This window comes from Pragia fontium (assembly GCF_900638655.1).
GTDB classification, from domain to species: Bacteria; Pseudomonadota; Gammaproteobacteria; order Enterobacterales; family Enterobacteriaceae; genus Pragia; species Pragia fontium.
Genome location: NZ_LR134531.1, coordinates 3,220,644 through 3,236,332, shown reverse-complemented (window position 1 = coordinate 3,236,332; position 15,689 = coordinate 3,220,644). Strand labels below are relative to the sequence as shown.

General features: G+C 45.4%; 12 protein-coding genes. 2 read left to right on the top strand and 10 right to left on the bottom strand.

The window, feature by feature from the left end; all coding sequences use genetic code 11:
• Together pgtB and EL341_RS14025 are read right to left on the bottom strand one after the other, a co-directional pair.
• Positions 1-1,977, bottom strand: a complete 1,977-nt coding sequence (gene pgtB, locus EL341_RS14030; RefSeq protein WP_126468060.1) for a two-component system sensor histidine kinase PgtB — start codon at positions 1,975-1,977, stop codon at positions 1-3.
• Entirely contained in the window at positions 1,974-3,197 is a 1,224-nt protein-coding gene (locus EL341_RS14025; RefSeq protein WP_074821771.1) for an ABC transporter substrate-binding protein, read from the bottom strand. Before EL341_RS14025 ends, pgtB begins: the two co-directional genes overlap by 4 nt.
• A gap of 559 nt (positions 3,198-3,756) precedes the next feature.
• Between EL341_RS14025 and pgtP the strand changes: the two genes are divergently transcribed.
• On the top strand, positions 3,757-5,145 hold the full coding sequence (pgtP, locus tag EL341_RS14020; protein ID WP_074821773.1) for a phosphoglycerate transporter PgtP: 1,389 nt from the start codon (positions 3,757-3,759) through the stop codon (positions 5,143-5,145).
• 500 nt (positions 5,146-5,645) lie between these two features.
• On the opposite strand, the gene deoD is transcribed toward pgtP, so the two are convergent.
• The 6 genes from deoD to EL341_RS13990 form a co-directional block, all read right to left on the bottom strand.
• Entirely contained in the window at positions 5,646-6,365 is a 720-nt protein-coding gene (gene deoD / locus EL341_RS14015; RefSeq protein ID WP_047781877.1) for a purine-nucleoside phosphorylase, read from the bottom strand.
• Between the two features lie 99 nt (positions 6,366-6,464).
• Positions 6,465-7,571, bottom strand: a complete 1,107-nt coding sequence (locus tag EL341_RS14010; RefSeq protein WP_047782757.1) for an ABC transporter permease — start codon at positions 7,569-7,571, stop codon at positions 6,465-6,467.
• 20 nt (positions 7,572-7,591) lie between these two features.
• Entirely contained in the window at positions 7,592-8,746 is a 1,155-nt protein-coding gene (locus tag EL341_RS14005) for an ABC transporter permease (protein WP_047781876.1), read from the bottom strand.
• Complete coding sequence (locus tag EL341_RS14000) at positions 8,739-10,493, bottom strand: ATP-binding cassette domain-containing protein (protein WP_074821776.1); 1,755 nt, start codon at positions 10,491-10,493, stop codon at positions 8,739-8,741. Before EL341_RS14000 ends, EL341_RS14005 begins: the two co-directional genes overlap by 8 nt.
• Before the next feature lie 9 nt (positions 10,494-10,502).
• Complete coding sequence (gene hlyD / locus EL341_RS13995; protein ID WP_074821779.1) at positions 10,503-11,492, bottom strand: secretion protein HlyD; 990 nt, start codon at positions 11,490-11,492, stop codon at positions 10,503-10,505.
• Between the two features lie 197 nt (positions 11,493-11,689).
• Positions 11,690-12,121 carry a DoxX family protein gene (locus tag EL341_RS13990; protein ID WP_074821782.1) on the bottom strand — a complete coding sequence of 144 codons (432 nt, stop codon included), beginning with the start codon at positions 12,119-12,121 and terminating at the stop codon, positions 11,690-11,692.
• A gap of 528 nt (positions 12,122-12,649) precedes the next feature.
• Here EL341_RS13990 and EL341_RS13985 point away from each other — a divergent pair.
• Complete coding sequence (locus tag EL341_RS13985) at positions 12,650-13,342, top strand: helix-turn-helix transcriptional regulator (protein WP_074821785.1); 693 nt, start codon at positions 12,650-12,652, stop codon at positions 13,340-13,342.
• A gap of 483 nt (positions 13,343-13,825) precedes the next feature.
• On the opposite strand, the gene EL341_RS13980 is transcribed toward EL341_RS13985, so the two are convergent.
• Complete coding sequence (locus EL341_RS13980) at positions 13,826-14,635, bottom strand: DUF4198 domain-containing protein (protein WP_074821789.1); 810 nt, start codon at positions 14,633-14,635, stop codon at positions 13,826-13,828.
• 325 nt (positions 14,636-14,960) lie between these two features.
• The gene (torD, locus tag EL341_RS13975; RefSeq protein WP_074821792.1) at positions 14,961-15,635 is read right to left on the bottom strand and encodes a molecular chaperone TorD; all 675 of its coding nucleotides are present in this window, start codon (positions 15,633-15,635) and stop codon (positions 14,961-14,963) included.
• Between the last annotated feature and the right edge of the window lie 54 nt (positions 15,636-15,689).

Here is a 15,689-nt window from a genome sequence, read left to right as displayed (position 1 = left end):
TTACGGTTTCCTGAATTGAAGAATGACAAGAGCATGGTGGTCTAAGCTTGAGGCGATAAACAGCTCGCCCTGACATTGATGCATAATTGAACGACTAATCGACAGGCCAATGCCCAATCCTACTGATTTATCGGTGGTGAACGGCGTTAGCAATTTATCCGCCAGGTCCAGTGACCAACCTTTGCCGTTGTCATAAACATACAGCGTGACTGATTCATCATCTTCCTGTTGCTCAATCGTAATTTGAGGAGGCGGGCCAGAAACGGCTTCCAGCGCATTGGTCAGTATATTGACCAGCACCTGTTGAATCCGCACATCATCACCAAAAATAGGATGGATATGCTCGGGATAAGTCATTTTCGCTTGTAGTGGACGATGGCGTAAGGCCAGCAGTTCCCAGGAGGATTCAATAACCTGACGTAAATCCAGCTCACCCAATGATTGGTCACCATCGCGGCGGCGGGCAAAATAACGTAGTCGTTTGATAATATTATCCATACGCTCAATTAATGAGCGCATTGTCAGCAAATAGTTCGTTACCGCTTGAGTATTGCGCTGTTCCAGCGCCCGGCCGATGCTATGTAAATACATCGACAGCGCATTCAGCGGCTGATTTACTTCATGAGCTAGCGTGGTCATGGTCTGACCTACCACTGCCAGTTTGGCGGTTTGAATCAGCTCGTCCTGTGCGGTTCTTAAATTATTTTCAATCACGATACGCTCACCAATTTCCTGCTCCAACTGATGCTTTTGTTGATTGATCTGCACAATGGTTTGACGCAACAGATTGGCAATCCGCCCCAGTTCATCATTGCCGGAGAGGGGAATTTCCGCGTCTAATTCACCGTTACTTAAACGGGCAACGGCGTCGTTTAACGCCTTAAAGCGATTGGTCATCCTTGGGCGAATAAACAGGTAATTGAGTAAAACCACAAACAGCAGGGCGGTAAGCATTGCGGCGACGATCAGCATGCCGCTGATCTGCATGATATTTTCTAACTTATGGTTGAAGGTTTGCAGCTGTAGATGGCTATTGCCTAACTGTTTTTCTAACTGTGAGCGTAGTTGGGTGAGCAGGATTTCTTTCTCGCCAACGGTTTTTTGCAGCATTTGCTGGGCGTGTTGATTATCCGCCAGCGCACCCGGTAAGTAATTTTTCGAGATACCCAACTCCAACAATGAATACACCGTCTGGCGCAGGGTAACGGTACTGGTATGCTTTTCCAGCGCCAGAGCGCCATCATCGGTGAGCTGTTTGAGATAATTAAGATAGTTGATATGGCTGACCAGATTGCTTTCGTCTCTGTAGTCGGCTTTTAGCATTTCCCTCAGTGCTTCCACAATTTGTACTTCAGTGTGGGACAGGGCGAATACCAACTGAAGTTCATTTTGCACATTACGCAGAGATTGCTGCAAAGCCTGACTTTTTTCGGCGCTACTGGTTTGGCTCAATTGTTCCAACAGTGACGACTGTTGCCAGCTCAGATCCTGAGAAAGGGAACTGAGTTCATTGCTGAAATCATCGTGGAGCCAGTTAATGCGCGAAGAAATTTCATTTAGCTTCTCTTTCTCCAGATAGCTGTTGTACAAGGTACTGTCCAGATTATTCAGCAGCTGATAACTGGCATTAACCTGCTGATGTAGAGTACTTTGCCGCTCTTGATCCAGATGGGGGCTAATGGTTTGAATTTTTTGTAAACGCAGCTTTATTTGTTCCCGCAACTGCAATCGACTGCTGGTATTGGTGCTTTGTTGTAGTTCGTTAAACTCATTCACCAGTGAAGTCAGGTTTTCCTCAAACTGAAATGAGGCCTGAATTTTGGGGAAATAGTCGTCCAGCGCATAGCGTACTTGGGTATTTTGTACATTCCATGAGTAGAGGCTAACGATGCTGACAAACAGCGTCAGAATGGCGCTGAAGACAAAAGCCAGACGTAGGCTGGCACTGATGGTCAGACGATGTAGTAAACCGCTCATTTCAAGGCTTCCAGCTGTTTAATGGCTAATCGCTGCTGCTGGAGGAAGAATTGCTGCCATGCCATAAGTTGGGACTCACGGAAGTCAGGTTGCTGTTCCAACTGGCTGAGATACTGCGGATCGGCAGCCTGCTCGGCGCTGACCGGAACCTGAGTTAACAGGGCTCTAATCTCGGGCAGCGGTCGCTTTAAATTCAGTTCAGCCTGATTTAGCGCTTTCCAGGCATCTTGTAGCTGGGTCAGGCGGAACGTTATCGCGGAATCAAACAGTAGCTGAACCAGCTTCTGGCGCTGAATAGTTAAAGGATAATTCAGCGGCGGATGTTCCAGCAGTAAAGATTGCTGATGAGCCATCGGGTGATTCGGCGGTAAAGGGTAGACTGGATATTTACCCGAGTCTGAATCGCTCATAGCCTGCTGGCCAGATGGGCTAAGCAGAAAAGTAATAAAACGTCCCGCCTCAGACTGGTTGGTGCTGGTATGAGTTATTGCGATAAACATCGGGGCAGCACGCGAGGTGGGAAAATAGTTAAAACTCAGATTTGGGCTATTGAGTAATACATTCGCATAGTTATCGATCACCGGACCGGCGGCGCCTAAACCTGTGTTGATTTTATTGGCTACACCAAAACTGCGGGATGAAATGGTCGCCAGATTTCCGCTGACTTGTAAGAGTGAAGCCCAGCCCTGTTGCCAGCCACGTTGTTCCAGCAGGCTTTCAATCATCAGGTGAGTGGTGTCGGATCGGGACGGGCTACTCATGAGAATCATACCCTGATAGCGCGCATCGCCCAGATCTTCCCAGGTCTTCGGTGTGGGTAACCCTTTTTCCTGTAAACGGGTACGGTTGACCAGAATGCCATAGCCTGAAATAGCCACCGCAACGGTGGTGCTACGGATTGATTCGGGTACCAATCGACGGCTGTCTTCAATTTTATTTTCAAACAGGGATAGCTTGCCGCCATCTTGTAAACGTTGCATTAACATGGGCGATGAACTCAGCACCAGATCGATCTTTTCTCCCAGAGGATTATTAAGCAAACGTTCAAGAGAGGAGCTGGTGCGGTTAAGGGTACGGATACTCACCGCTTGAGGCTGTGTTTGCCACTGGCCAATAATGTGTTCCGTTGCCTCCGGCGACAGCGTGGTGGCGATAACCAGCTCACTGCTGTGCGCAAGGGCTGATGTTAGCAACAGAATAAGTAAATGCCAGCGGAGCATGAAGGTTTCCTGTAATGACGAATGACCCACTTCAGTTATGCAGGGTCGTTATAGGCGAATAAAAAATAATAACTAACGTATTTATGAAAAAGTGTCATTTAAATATGTGAGTAAGCTCAAATAATAATAAAATAAATTCAACGGATGCTATTATTTATTCGGTTTTATTTAACACATTTTATCCTAAAATTCATCTTGGTGGCGAGCTAAAAATATTAATGGTCACAAATTGACTCATGATTTTTATATTTTGGGTTATTTTTGACGCATTTCATTCTGTTGAATATAAAAATATCTCAGGTCATTATTATTCCACTGATATACCTCTGGGGAACGATCCCGCTTACCGCTCAGGATGCAGCATAAATCATGATGAGACCACAGCGAGCTTCGTTAGTTAGGTTTGTCAGATAACTCTATTATTTAATGGATGAATAATTCCGGCGTACATATTTAATTATTAGAACCAAGATTTTTTTATAGAAATAACCGTCGGTTAGAACGGCTTATTTATATTCCGGATAACAATAAATTTAAAATAACAGTTTAAGGTAATGCTATGCTATCTATACTGAAACCTAAGGTCGCGACACATAAAGTGCCGGAAGACCAAATACAAAGTACTTATAGTCGCTATCGTATTCAAGCGCTGTTCAGCGTATTTATTGGATACCTTTCCTATTACATTGTGCGTAATAACTTTGCCCTTTCAACCCCTTATTTAAAACAAGAACTCAACCTGACCGCGACGCAGATTGGTCTGCTTAGTAGCTGCATGCTGATTGCTTACGGGATCAGTAAAGGCATCATGAGTAGTCTGGCGGATAAGGCCAATCCAAAAGTCTATATGGCGGTGGGTTTGATTCTGTGTGCGCTGGTTAACGTCGGATTGGGCTTCAGCTTTGCCTTCTGGATGTTTGCCGTGTTAGTTATTTTAAACGGTTTCTTTCAGGGAATGGGTGTCGGGCCATCGTTTATCACCATTGCTAACTGGTTCCCACGTAGAGAGCGTGGCATAACGGGAGCGATCTGGAATATTTCCCATAACGTGGGTGGCGGTATTGTTGCGCCTATTATCGGGATTGCTTTTGCGCTGGTGGGTACCGAGCACTGGAAAATTGCCAGCTATATTGTTCCTGCTGGTATTGCTGTGATTCTGGCGATGGTGGTTCTGACCGTCGGTAAAGGTTCACCGGTGAGTGAAGGTTTACCGCCGTTAAATGAGATTGTAAAAGACGATTCACCGGTAGTGAAAATCAAAGGGGATAAGGCACCAGAAAATATGTCCGCCTTCCAGATTTTCTGTACCTATGTACTGAAAAATAAGAATGCCTGGTACGTTTCTTTTGTGGATGTGTTCGTCTATATGGTGCGTTTTGGCATCATCAGTTGGTTACCGATTTATCTGTTAACCGTGAAGCATTTCAGTAAAACCGAAATGAGCGTCGCGTTCCTGTTCTTTGAATGGGCGGCTATTCCGTCAACCTTGTTGGCCGGTTGGTTAAGTGACAAGCTGTTCCGTGGACGCCGCATGCCATTAGCGATTGTCAGTATGACGCTGATCTTCTTCTGCTTGGTGGGTTACTGGCAAAGTAATTCTCTGCTGTTGGTGACCGTATTTGCCGCTTGCGTGGGTTGTCTGATTTATGTGCCGCAATTCCTAGCGTCAGTACAGACCATGGAAATCGTACCGAGCTTTGCTGTGGGTTCAGCTGTGGGGCTGCGTGGATTCCTTAGTTATATTCTGGGGGCTTCATTAGGCACCAGCCTGTTTGGTGTGATGGTTGACCGTGTAGGTTGGGACGGTGGCTTCTACATGCTATTGGGTGGCGTGATCTGCTGTATTATTTTCTGCATATTAACTCACCGTGGAGCGCTGGAATTAGAGCGTGAAAGGGCAAAAGCGGCAGAAGATGAAGTGAATGACGCAGTGCCAGCGACGGCTTAATGCTGAATAGGTAATAATCTGTCATTTGTTAAACGGTCTCTATCGTGAGGCCGTTTACGTTCTATCTAAGTCGTCATTCCGGTGATATTTACAATTGATCGGTGCCGTCATCCCTGCGAAAGCGGGGACCTCGTTCTTAAGCCAAGCGTTGTCGTTAAGCGAAAACATTAGATTCCGGTTTTCACCGGAATGACGAAGGGGGGAATGCGATCATATTCTGACTGAGTCACTAATAAGTGGAACAAATCGCTCACAAAATACCTACTTTAATCCTTTGAATCTCCAAATAAAAAATTTGTGGGGATCCTTCAGACAGAGCGAAAGCTAGGATCTCTCCCTTAAGCAAACATTCACATAGTGAATGTTTGCTTCTCCTACGGCTACGCGTTCCAGCGTTTGCTGGGATGACGGGAATAAAGACGGGATGGTGAAATTTATCAGTCATTGTATACAGAATAAAAATACTTAAATGAATGCCCGCTTATTCTAAGACTATTATTTTATGCCTTATCCCCCAACAACACGGACTCCAGCGCAATCTCAACCATCTGATTAAATGAAGTCTGCCGTTGTTCGGCACTCAGGTTGCCCGGCTGGCGTAGATGGTCTGACACGGTGCAAATACACAGCGCTTTAGCACCAAATTCAGCGGCGACGCCGTACAAACCAGCGGCTTCCATTTCGACGGCCAGAATGTTGAACTTCTCCATAATATCGAACATATCCGGGTTCGGAGAATAAAACAGGTCAGCAGAAAAAATATTGCCTATCTGAACATCAATTTTTTGTTGCTGTGCGGCATCAACGGCATGGCGTAACAAACCATAGTCGGCCAGTGCGGCAAAATCATGGCCTTTAAAACGTTGGCGATTTACGCCGGAATCCGTTGAAGCACCCATACCAATCACGATATCGCGCAGTTTCAGATGACGATTGATCGCACCGCATGAACCGACGCGGATCAGATGTTTAACGTCATACTCGGTAATCAGTTCTTTCGCATAGATTGAACAGGAGGGAATGCCCATTCCGTGTCCCATCACGGAGATTCGGCGGCCGCGGTAATAACCGGTAAAACCCAGCATATTGCGGGTATCCGTCACCAGTTTAGCCCGTTCTAGCTGGGTTTCGGCAATATGTTTGGCGCGTAGTGGATCGCCGGGCATTAGAACCACATCGGAAAAGTCACCGCGTTCGGCATTAATATGAGGTGTCGCCATAGAATTCTCCCTGATTAAAAGATACGTTTCAGATTGCCATTATCAAAGGGACATCAGCAACCGAGTTAACCCAGAATTGTGGGCTAATTCCTGTAATTATTAAGATATTTTGCGTCGGAACATCCAGTACGCCAGACTACCGGTGGTAACGGTAATGACCAACAGCGGCCACAGGCTGCCCCAGATAATCGAGAAATCGGCATCTTTCAGATAAATCTGTTTCGTGATATCGGTAAAATGGCGGATGGGGTTAATCCAAGTCAGATCCTGTAGCCAGACCGGCATATTTTCCACCGGTGAGACATAACCCGATAGCAAAATGGCCGGCATCATAAAGACGAATACCCCAATAAACGCCTGTTGCTGGGTGGCGCACAGGGAAGAAATCAACAGCCCAAAGCCAACCAACGATAGGGTGTAAATAAGCATAGTGCTGTAAAACAGCAGCAGAGAACCGGCAAACGGAATCTCATAACAGAAGATCCCCACCAGTAGTACGATGGAAGCCTGAAATATCGCCACAATCATCGCAGGAACGGCTTTACCGATAAAGATTTGCCAGGTGGTCAACGGAGAGACTAAAAGCTGCTCCAGCGTTCCCTGTTCCCGTTCCCGGGCAACAGATAGAGACGTCACGATTAATACGCCAATAGTGACAATCATGGCGATAAGCGACGGCACCACAAACCACTTATAGTCCAGATTGGGGTTATACCAGTTGCGAATCACCAGTTCACTGTTGTTTTGCTTTGGTATATTGGCGCTGAGTTCCAACTGATATTGTTTAATGATTTGCTGAATATAGTTAGCGGCAATTTGAGCGCTATTGGAGCGGCGTCCGTCGAGAATAATCTGCAACGGGGTAGTTTGCCCTGCGGCCAGGTTGCGTGAGAAATCGGCAGGAAAACGAACCAGCAACAGCGCCTTTTGTTGATTGATGGTTGGCTCAATCTCCTGTGAACTGTGTAATAACAGCACTTGACTAAACGCGCTGGCTTTGGCGATACGCTGGGTCAGTTCTACCGACGCTTTACCGTTATCTTCGCTATAAACGGCAATGGTAGCATTGGTCACTTCCAGCGTGGCGGCAAAGGGGAACAAAATAACCTGCATCAATACCGGAAGCACCAGAATAACTCGGGTTTGTGGATCGCGCAGCAGCGACTGTAGCTCCTTGATGATGAGGGATAACAGTCGATGCAGCATGGTGACGGTGTGTCCGGCCATTAATCCAGCCTCCGTCGGGTTTTTAATGCCGTCAGTCCGATAAAGAAAATCGCCGAGGCAATTAAAAACAGAGTATTCATCAACAGGATTGGTCCGATATTTCCCGCCAGAAACAGAGTTTGTAGGGTATTCACAAAGTAGCGAGCGGGAATAATATAGGTCACAGCCCTGACCACCTGCGGCATACTGTCAATTTCAAAGATAAATCCGGATAGCATGACCGCGGGCAGAAAGGCAGCGTTTAATGCCACCATCGCCGCATTAAACTGATTGCGCGTCAGAGTCGAAATCAAGAGCCCCATTCCCAGAGTGCTGGCTAAAAACAGGCTGCTAATGGCAAATAGGATCAGCAGCGAGCCCCGGTAAGGAACATTCATCACAAATACCGCGACGATCACGCACAGCGCCATGGCGATCATGCCCAAAAAATAGTAGGGAATCAGTTTTGACAGGAGTAACTCTCCACGGGTTACCTGAGTGGAGAGCAGGGCTTCCATGGTACCGCGTTCCCACTCTCTGGCAATCACCAGTGAGGTGAGGATCGCGCCGATAACCGTCATGATGATAGTTATCGCGCCGGGAATAATAAAGTTGCGGCTGATGGCCGAAGGGTTAAACCAATAGCGCAGTTGGACATCAATCAGTCCTTGTGGTGTTTGACCATGATCGATGGCCACATTTTGCTGCCATATTTGCCAGATACCTTGGGCATACCCTTGAGCAAAGTTCGCGGTATTCGGTTCACTGCCGTCGGTAATAACCTGGATCGGTGCGGTATTTTCCGGACGATATTGCTGTTGAGCAAAGTCAGATGGAATGACAATCATGCTGCGGATTTCACCGGCTTGAAGCTTATGTATCAATTCCCGACGATCGGTACTGATGGTTGGGGCGATATAGGCTGAGCCGATAAAGGCATCAACCAGATGGCGGGCTTCCGGCGTTTGTTGCTCCATCAGAATACCCACTTTCAATTTGCTGGAATCCAGATTAATACCGTAGCCAAAGATAAAGAGCAGCATCAGCGGAATGACAAAGGCAATAAGCCCACTGCTGGGGTCGCGCAGGATTTGGTAGGTCTCTTTACGGCATAGGGCGATTAACCGCCGTAGCGAGAAAAAGGTATGGGGCTTTTTAGCGGAGGCGTTACTCATTCTGTCCTCCTTGATCGTAGCCCAGTACCAGATCGATAAACGCTTGTTCCATGGTTGGGTTTGGATTTTCCGCGCTGGCAACTTGCTGCTTCAGATCGTCGGGTGAACCTGAGGCGATAATTTTCCCCCGATAAACCAAGCCAATACGATCGCAATACTCAGCTTCATCCATAAAGTGAGTAGTGACCATTACCGTGACGCCTTTTTCTACCATACCGTTAATGTGCAGCCAAAATTCTCGGCGGGTGATGGGGTCAACGCCAGAGGTCGGTTCATCCAGAAACAGAATGTCCGGTTCATGCATCAGGGCACAGGCGAGTGCCAGCCGCTGTTTAAATCCTAACGGCAGGGAATTGGGTTCCTGATTAAGAATTGGGGTGAAATTAAAGGCTTTGGTCATATCGGCGATCTTGTTTTTTTGCCGTTGCCCGTACAAACCATAGGCTCCCGAAAAAAACTTCAGATTCTGTGCAACGGTCAGGTTGCCATACAGAGAGAATTTTTGCGCCATATAGCCCAGATGCTGGCGGGCTTTGCCGGAACTGGTTTTTAAGTCCAGATTTAGCACCAGCGCTTTTCCGCCGCTGGGTACCAACAGGCCGCACATCATCTTAAAGGTGGTTGATTTACCTGCGCCGTTGGGGCCGAGTAGACCGAAAATCTCACCGCGTTTGACCTGAAAGCTAACATTATCCGTTGCTGCAAACGGACCAAATTTTTTGGTCAGAGATATTGCTTCAATCACCACATCCTGCGGGCTCCCTTCTACCGACGGCATAATCTGCCCCAGGGCGGATTCACTGGCGGGATTCCCCCCTAACAGGTCAATAAATGCATCTTCAAAACGCGGTTCCGCTTCTTCGACTTTTGCCCCCGGCTGATGGAGTAATGCAGGGAGTTGCTGATGATCTTCTCCCTGTTTTAGGATCAAGCGCACGGCTTTTCCCTGAATCACGCCATCGCTAACCTGTGGCAGAGTCAGCGCTTTTTGTAGCATCTTGCGGTTCGTGCCCTGAGTCGCAGCCATCAGTACACTACGGCCGACCATGCGCTGGGTTAGCGTTTGTGGTGGGCCACTGAAGATGAGTTCACCTTCATTCATCAACATCACATGACGGCACTGTTCTGCTTCATCCAGATAGGAAGTGCTCCAAAGAATTAGCATGCCCTCATCCGCCAGCTCATGCACCATTTTCCACAGTTCGCGGCGGGATATAGGATCAACGCCGACGCCGGGTTCATCCAGCAGCAGAACTTTCGGTTGGCCGATTAGTGTACAGGCCAGGCCCAGTTTCTGTTTCATACCGCCGGATAGTTTTCCGGCTAAACGATCGGTAAAACGGGCAAGATCGGTAAAATTGAGCAGTTTTTCGAAGATGGTTGTACGTTCTTCACCGATAACGCTGCGTAAATCAGCATACAGATTCAGGTTCTCAAGGACTGACAGATCTTCATACAAACCAAATTTTTGCGGCATATAGCCTAATATGGCGTGAAGTTGACCATCATCTTGAAGGGGATCCAGCCCAATCACGCGAATGGTGCCCGCATCCGGCTTCAATAAACCGGCTAGCATACGCATTAGCGTGGTTTTCCCGGCTCCGTCCGGCCCGACTAAGCCCATAACGCCACCGCTGTCTATCTGCGTGGTCAGGCTGGCAACGGCGGGTTTGGTTAATCCACGGAAACTTTTCTCAACCTTGTCGAGCACAATACAGTGATGAGGTGTTGAGGATGTATCCGTCATAACGATTCCTTAATGAGCGGGAAAGGTTATGGTGACGGGCATCCCCTGACGCAGATTATCATCGGGATCGGCAATAATAATGCGCAGGCGATAAACTAAATCGGTGCGTAGTTCCGGTGTTTCAACGCTTTTGGGCGTAAATTCTGCATTGGGCGAGACAAAACCAATAGTGCCGTGATAGGGCTTATTAGGGCGGGCATCGGTATAGATTTCCAGCTTAGTCCCCGGAACTGCCTTGGCTAAATTGACTTCATTGACATAGGCGCGTACCCAAACTGGATTCGTCAATGATAGGCTGAATACCGTGTTACTGGCACTTAACATACTGCCCGGTTCAATGGCTCGGGTAAGAATGGTGCCTTCGGAAGGGGAGAGCAATGTGGTATCTGACAGATTTAATTCAGCCTGTGCCAGAACGGCTTCGGCTTGAGAAAGGTTGGCTTTGGCTTCAGCAATTTCCTGTGGTCGATTACCGGTTTTAAACTGGGTCAATTTATCTTTGGCTGATTGCAATGTCGCTTGAGCTTGATTTCTGGCGCTGCGGGCATCATCCAACATATTGGCGGAAATAGACCGAGTTTTCCATAGTCCTAGCTGACGCTGATAAAAGCTTTCGGCATAATTATAAGCGGATTGACTTTGGTCAACGGCTGCTTTTACCTGTGCGATCTCTTCGGCACGATAGCCTTCCTGAACCAGAGAAAGACGAGCCTGCAATGACGCGACATTGGCTTTAGCCTGCTGTAGGGCATTGATATAGGGTGCATCATCTAATCGACCAAGGACTTGACCCGGTTTAACCCGATCGCCTTCATCGACGTTTAGGGAAGCTAAACGGCCACCAACGCGAAAGTTCAGATTGACCGTTCTGATATCAACATTGCCATAAAGAGACAGCGTTTGATCTCGATTATTGCGATAGCTATTCCAGCCATACAGTGCACTCACGATGCAGATAATGGCTAACACAATGATAAAAATTATTTTTTTCTTATGCATAAGGCCAAGCTTCCGTCTCTATTTGACAATATTAACCGTGCCGTATAGTCATTAACGTTAGCATAAGGAGATGATGAATATGTATTTTATTTAGTTGAAGGCTGAATTTGAGGTGTTTTGGTTGGAATAGAGAAAAATAATGTTTATAGAGAGCACCGCGGGTGGTGCTCTCTAAGGTCTACCGGAATGGCGGGAACTTATCGGTAGTCTGGCCCAACCATGGAATATCTACCGCTTCCCAGCATCATAGTAATAACGGCCCCCAGAAAGAAAAACGCTTCAGATTCCAATCCCCAGGCACCCACGTTAGTTAATGTGAAGAATTTCCCCATCCCTACCAGCAATGTGGCAACCAGCAGATTAATGGCGACCACTAAAGCTGCGGGGCGAGTGAAAATACCGAGAATGATTAAAATTGGCGCAGCGATTTCACCAATATAAGCACCATAGGCAATAAAATAAGGAAGGCCTTTGCTGACCAGAAGATCGCCAATCCAACCAACTCCGTGCTGTACTTTGGCGACACCGTGAAACAGGATAAGAATAGAGAAAGAGACTCTTAGCAGCAGTTTGCCACCATCTTGATGATCGGTTAGACGAGTAAAAAATTGGTTTAGTGTTTTAAGCATAATAGGGAATCCTATATTAACGGTATAGATAACTATTTGAGTGGACTAACTTGTCTTATATGAGGCTATCTCGAGCGTAATCAGCGAGTCTGAGACAAATTTCCCTCCCTGATAGCTTGAAGTATAGGTGAAGTTTTTTTGTTATCTAATCGCACTTTTCTTTATTTCCTCAAGTAAAATAAGCGGCTGCCTCATTAGAGGTAGTAATCAATATAAAAGATCACATTAAGTTGGTTTGTTGGTTTTTTAGATCGAGATAATCATTAAATATATTGTGAATATTCCGTTTGTGCTGTGAAGGGAGCCATATTTCAGAGGAGGAACACATTAGAATGGCATCAGAGTTATTCCTAAATTTTGTTTTTACTATTTTAGAACATCGTAATTTTTAAGTTTTTTGGATTTATATTTATTTTTTTAAGCTGAAATATTGGTAATTATGACAGTATCTCTACTTACGATATCGGATTATGCTATAGGAGAGTTAAAACTATTTTTAGTATATTGGGTAATAGTATCGAGGTAGATATGGGACCTTTTAAAAATGATAAAAGTATTAAACTGTTTCTTGAGAAACAGTTACAAACATATGGGATAAGCCATTATTGTTATTTTTTATCTCCAAAATATGCCCATACCACACCGGCTATTTTATCTAATTATCCAGATGAGTGGATTTCATGTTACATGGAATCAGAGCTTTATCACTATGATCCGGTAGTTTTGTATGCGAAACAAACCATTACTCCATTTGCATGGAATGAACTGACTGAACCATGCCGATCCACTGGTAGCACGGAGATGAGCAGTTTTGCTTCACGCTATAGTGTGTTTGATGGCTACACTTTTGTTGTTCATGATGCCAATAATTATCTGTCATTGCTGAGTTTGTGCAATATTGACGGTGACAGTTGTTTTTATGAAAAAATTCAAAAGCATCTGGCCGATCTTCAATTATTATTAATTAATGTTCACGATCGCGTAAATAAAACAATTAATCTACTCCAACTTATTGAGAATAAAGACTCTATATTATCTTCCAGAGAGCTGGAAATATTGCAGTGGGTCAGCATCGGAAAAACATATATAGAGTCAGCCATTATTCTGGGTATCCGTGAGAGAACGATTAAATTTCATATGAAAAATATCGTAAATAAATTAAATGTTTCAAATGCTAAACACGCAATTAAAAAGGCGATTGAGTTAAATTTGTTGAATTAGTGTTGATTTATTTGAAGTCAATATCGCGATTCGCAGAAAATAATCGAAACAGTGGGTTTTCCCATGTAATTTTTTTTTGCGAAATAAGTTTTTAGATGAGGCGTGAACTTATCTAATTGATTTAAATGGATTTATTTCTCGTGTGTTAATCAAAAATGCTGGAGTGTAGTAAAAACAAGGAATTATCGTTACTTTCATTAATTGATTGATTTGTCAGGAGTATTAAGTATTTTAGCTGAATGTACACCTGTACTTAAGTGGTAGTGTGGTTATCATTTCTCCCTGTGTCTAATGAGTAGTTAATTAGTCAGGTTAATCGAATTCATTTCAGAATGCTTCTCTGCTTTATGACCGTTTCGATTGGGATAAACTCGATACTTTTATCGATGGGTTTTATTTTTTAGAGTTTGTTGAATGCACGCATATTTTGTCGGTTGGTAAATGTACGCGCTGTATTAACCAGCGCGCGAAAATAGGAAGAGACTACTCTGTGATGGTAAATGTTAGCGTGGATTGAGTGACGTATTCATCGCATTGGGTTTTATCTTCAAATGGGGATTTATACTCTACGGATGCTATCCAGTAGCCTGCTTTTAGGGGATAAATGTTTACCTTACCCTGCCCATCGGTTTTATTTAGAAATGCCTGAGCATGACTGTGGGTATGGCCGTGATGTTCATGCGGATCGCCAAATCCGGCAAAGGTGGCGCTAACAGCAATATTTTTCGCTGGTTTTCCATCATAAAGTACTTGAATTGGAAATGGCTGACCGGGTTTTATCAGCGATGGATTGGCAAGGGGAATAATTTCCAATTTTTGCCCTTGGGGCTCACTGAGCAACGCCATATTGTTGGCACGATCGACATCAATGATGGTTTTACCAAACATTGAAGCAACTTCACAGTATGAGGCATCGCTCATTTCGTTTCTGGACTGCTGCTTCCATCCCTTGGTATTTTTTGACCAGAAGGTCGGATTATAGGTTGCCAGAACCAGATAGCTTCCTTTAGTTATCGGTGTCTTACTGACAAACTGGTAGTTTTCATTTCCGGGCAGAAGTGTCAGTTCACCCGCCGCCCCAATCATTTTCATTGGCGCGAAGATATGTAAACGATCGGCCACGATCGGTTCTGCGGTAGGAAATTCATCACCATAGCCCATTTCAACGACGACCGTTTTTCCCGATTCAACGGTTGGTTGATTAACCCAGAGACTGTGGGATTGAGCGGCGGTGGTGTATGCCAAAGGCAGTACTATTAATGCCATTCTTAGTATGTTTTCTATTCTTATCATATGAATATCCTTTCATCTTCATGTTAATAGGCACCTGTTAAAGCAGGCTGACGTTTGAAACAGAGATCCTGAATCACTGCTGTTTCAGACGATGACTATAAATGATAATAATTATTAAGTGAAACGTTATAACATAACAATTAATAATTATTTTGATTAAGGGATAACTTAGGGATGGCGAGTCATTGCAACGAATAGAGGCGAACGATGTGGGAAGAATAGGGGGCTGGGGAATGTTGAATCGTCTGTAGCCGTGTTGAATCCAGGGATTTAGCGTCAGCAGGTCAATTCTTGTCCCGGAAGCAAAGATTGACCACTGACGGATTCATTGAGGTAAATGTGGGGAAGGGACTATCTCTGCCAGCCATAGCCGATCGGACTGAATAAAATTGAGTGTAAGATCCGCTAAGGCAGCATAGAAACCAAATTTATCATGCTGCTGGCAGGCCGTGCTAAACGCGGGTAGCCAAACTAATAGCTGGCTAATTTGCTGTTGTTGGAGCATTAACAATTCATATTGGTTATCCATCTGTTCCGATGTGGCATAGGCCAGATGACTGAGTAGTTCAAGTATGATGGCCAGATGGTCTTCCGGTTCGTGGAATGCTTCATGGGTTTGTAGACCGAGCTTTGTTAGCAAATTCTGCATATCGGCGGAACTCTGGCCGTAGTAGCGGGGATTATCTTTATTGATATGCATTGAGGCATAAGGCTGAGTTTCTACTGGCGTAGCCATTAAAAACAGGCTGGCAAAGTCAGCGGAGAGTTCCAAAATGGCGTCTGGCCTAATCGTCACTGCCTGTATCATTTGCTGAAATTGGCTAACGGAATTCTGCATCAGTGGCTCATCTGACAATGCATTTAGCCATTGCTCGACGGGCTCTGATTGTAGATTATCAAGGGCGTTTTTATCCAGTTCGCTGGCAAATAGGCCGCTAAACCACGCATATACGGCGGCACGTTGCTGACCGATTTGTCCGATCTCTTGTGATGCATTCATGCTATTTTTACCATCCTGCTAGACGTTATGGTTCACATAAACGGATAAGAGGCA

Coding starts and splice junctions, on each gene's coding strand:
- pgtB (WP_126468060.1), bottom strand. CDS start 1,977: ATGAGCGGTTTACTACATCGTCTGACCATCAGTGCCAGCCTACGTCTG.
- EL341_RS14025 (WP_074821771.1), bottom strand. CDS start 3,197: ATGCTCCGCTGGCATTTACTTATTCTGTTGCTAACATCAGCCCTTGCG.
- pgtP (WP_074821773.1), top strand. CDS start 3,757: ATGCTATCTATACTGAAACCTAAGGTCGCGACACATAAAGTGCCGGAA.
- deoD (WP_047781877.1), bottom strand. CDS start 6,365: ATGGCGACACCTCATATTAATGCCGAACGCGGTGACTTTTCCGATGTG.
- EL341_RS14010 (WP_047782757.1), bottom strand. CDS start 7,571: ATGCTGCATCGACTGTTATCCCTCATCATCAAGGAGCTACAGTCGCTG.
- EL341_RS14005 (WP_047781876.1), bottom strand. CDS start 8,746: ATGAGTAACGCCTCCGCTAAAAAGCCCCATACCTTTTTCTCGCTACGG.
- EL341_RS14000 (WP_074821776.1), bottom strand. CDS start 10,493: ATGACGGATACATCCTCAACACCTCATCACTGTATTGTGCTCGACAAG.
- hlyD (WP_074821779.1), bottom strand. CDS start 11,492: ATGCATAAGAAAAAAATAATTTTTATCATTGTGTTAGCCATTATCTGC.
- EL341_RS13990 (WP_074821782.1), bottom strand. CDS start 12,121: ATGCTTAAAACACTAAACCAATTTTTTACTCGTCTAACCGATCATCAA.
- EL341_RS13985 (WP_074821785.1), top strand. CDS start 12,650: ATGGGACCTTTTAAAAATGATAAAAGTATTAAACTGTTTCTTGAGAAA.
- EL341_RS13980 (WP_074821789.1), bottom strand. CDS start 14,635: ATGATAAGAATAGAAAACATACTAAGAATGGCATTAATAGTACTGCCT.
- torD (WP_074821792.1), bottom strand. CDS start 15,635: ATGAATGCATCACAAGAGATCGGACAAATCGGTCAGCAACGTGCCGCC.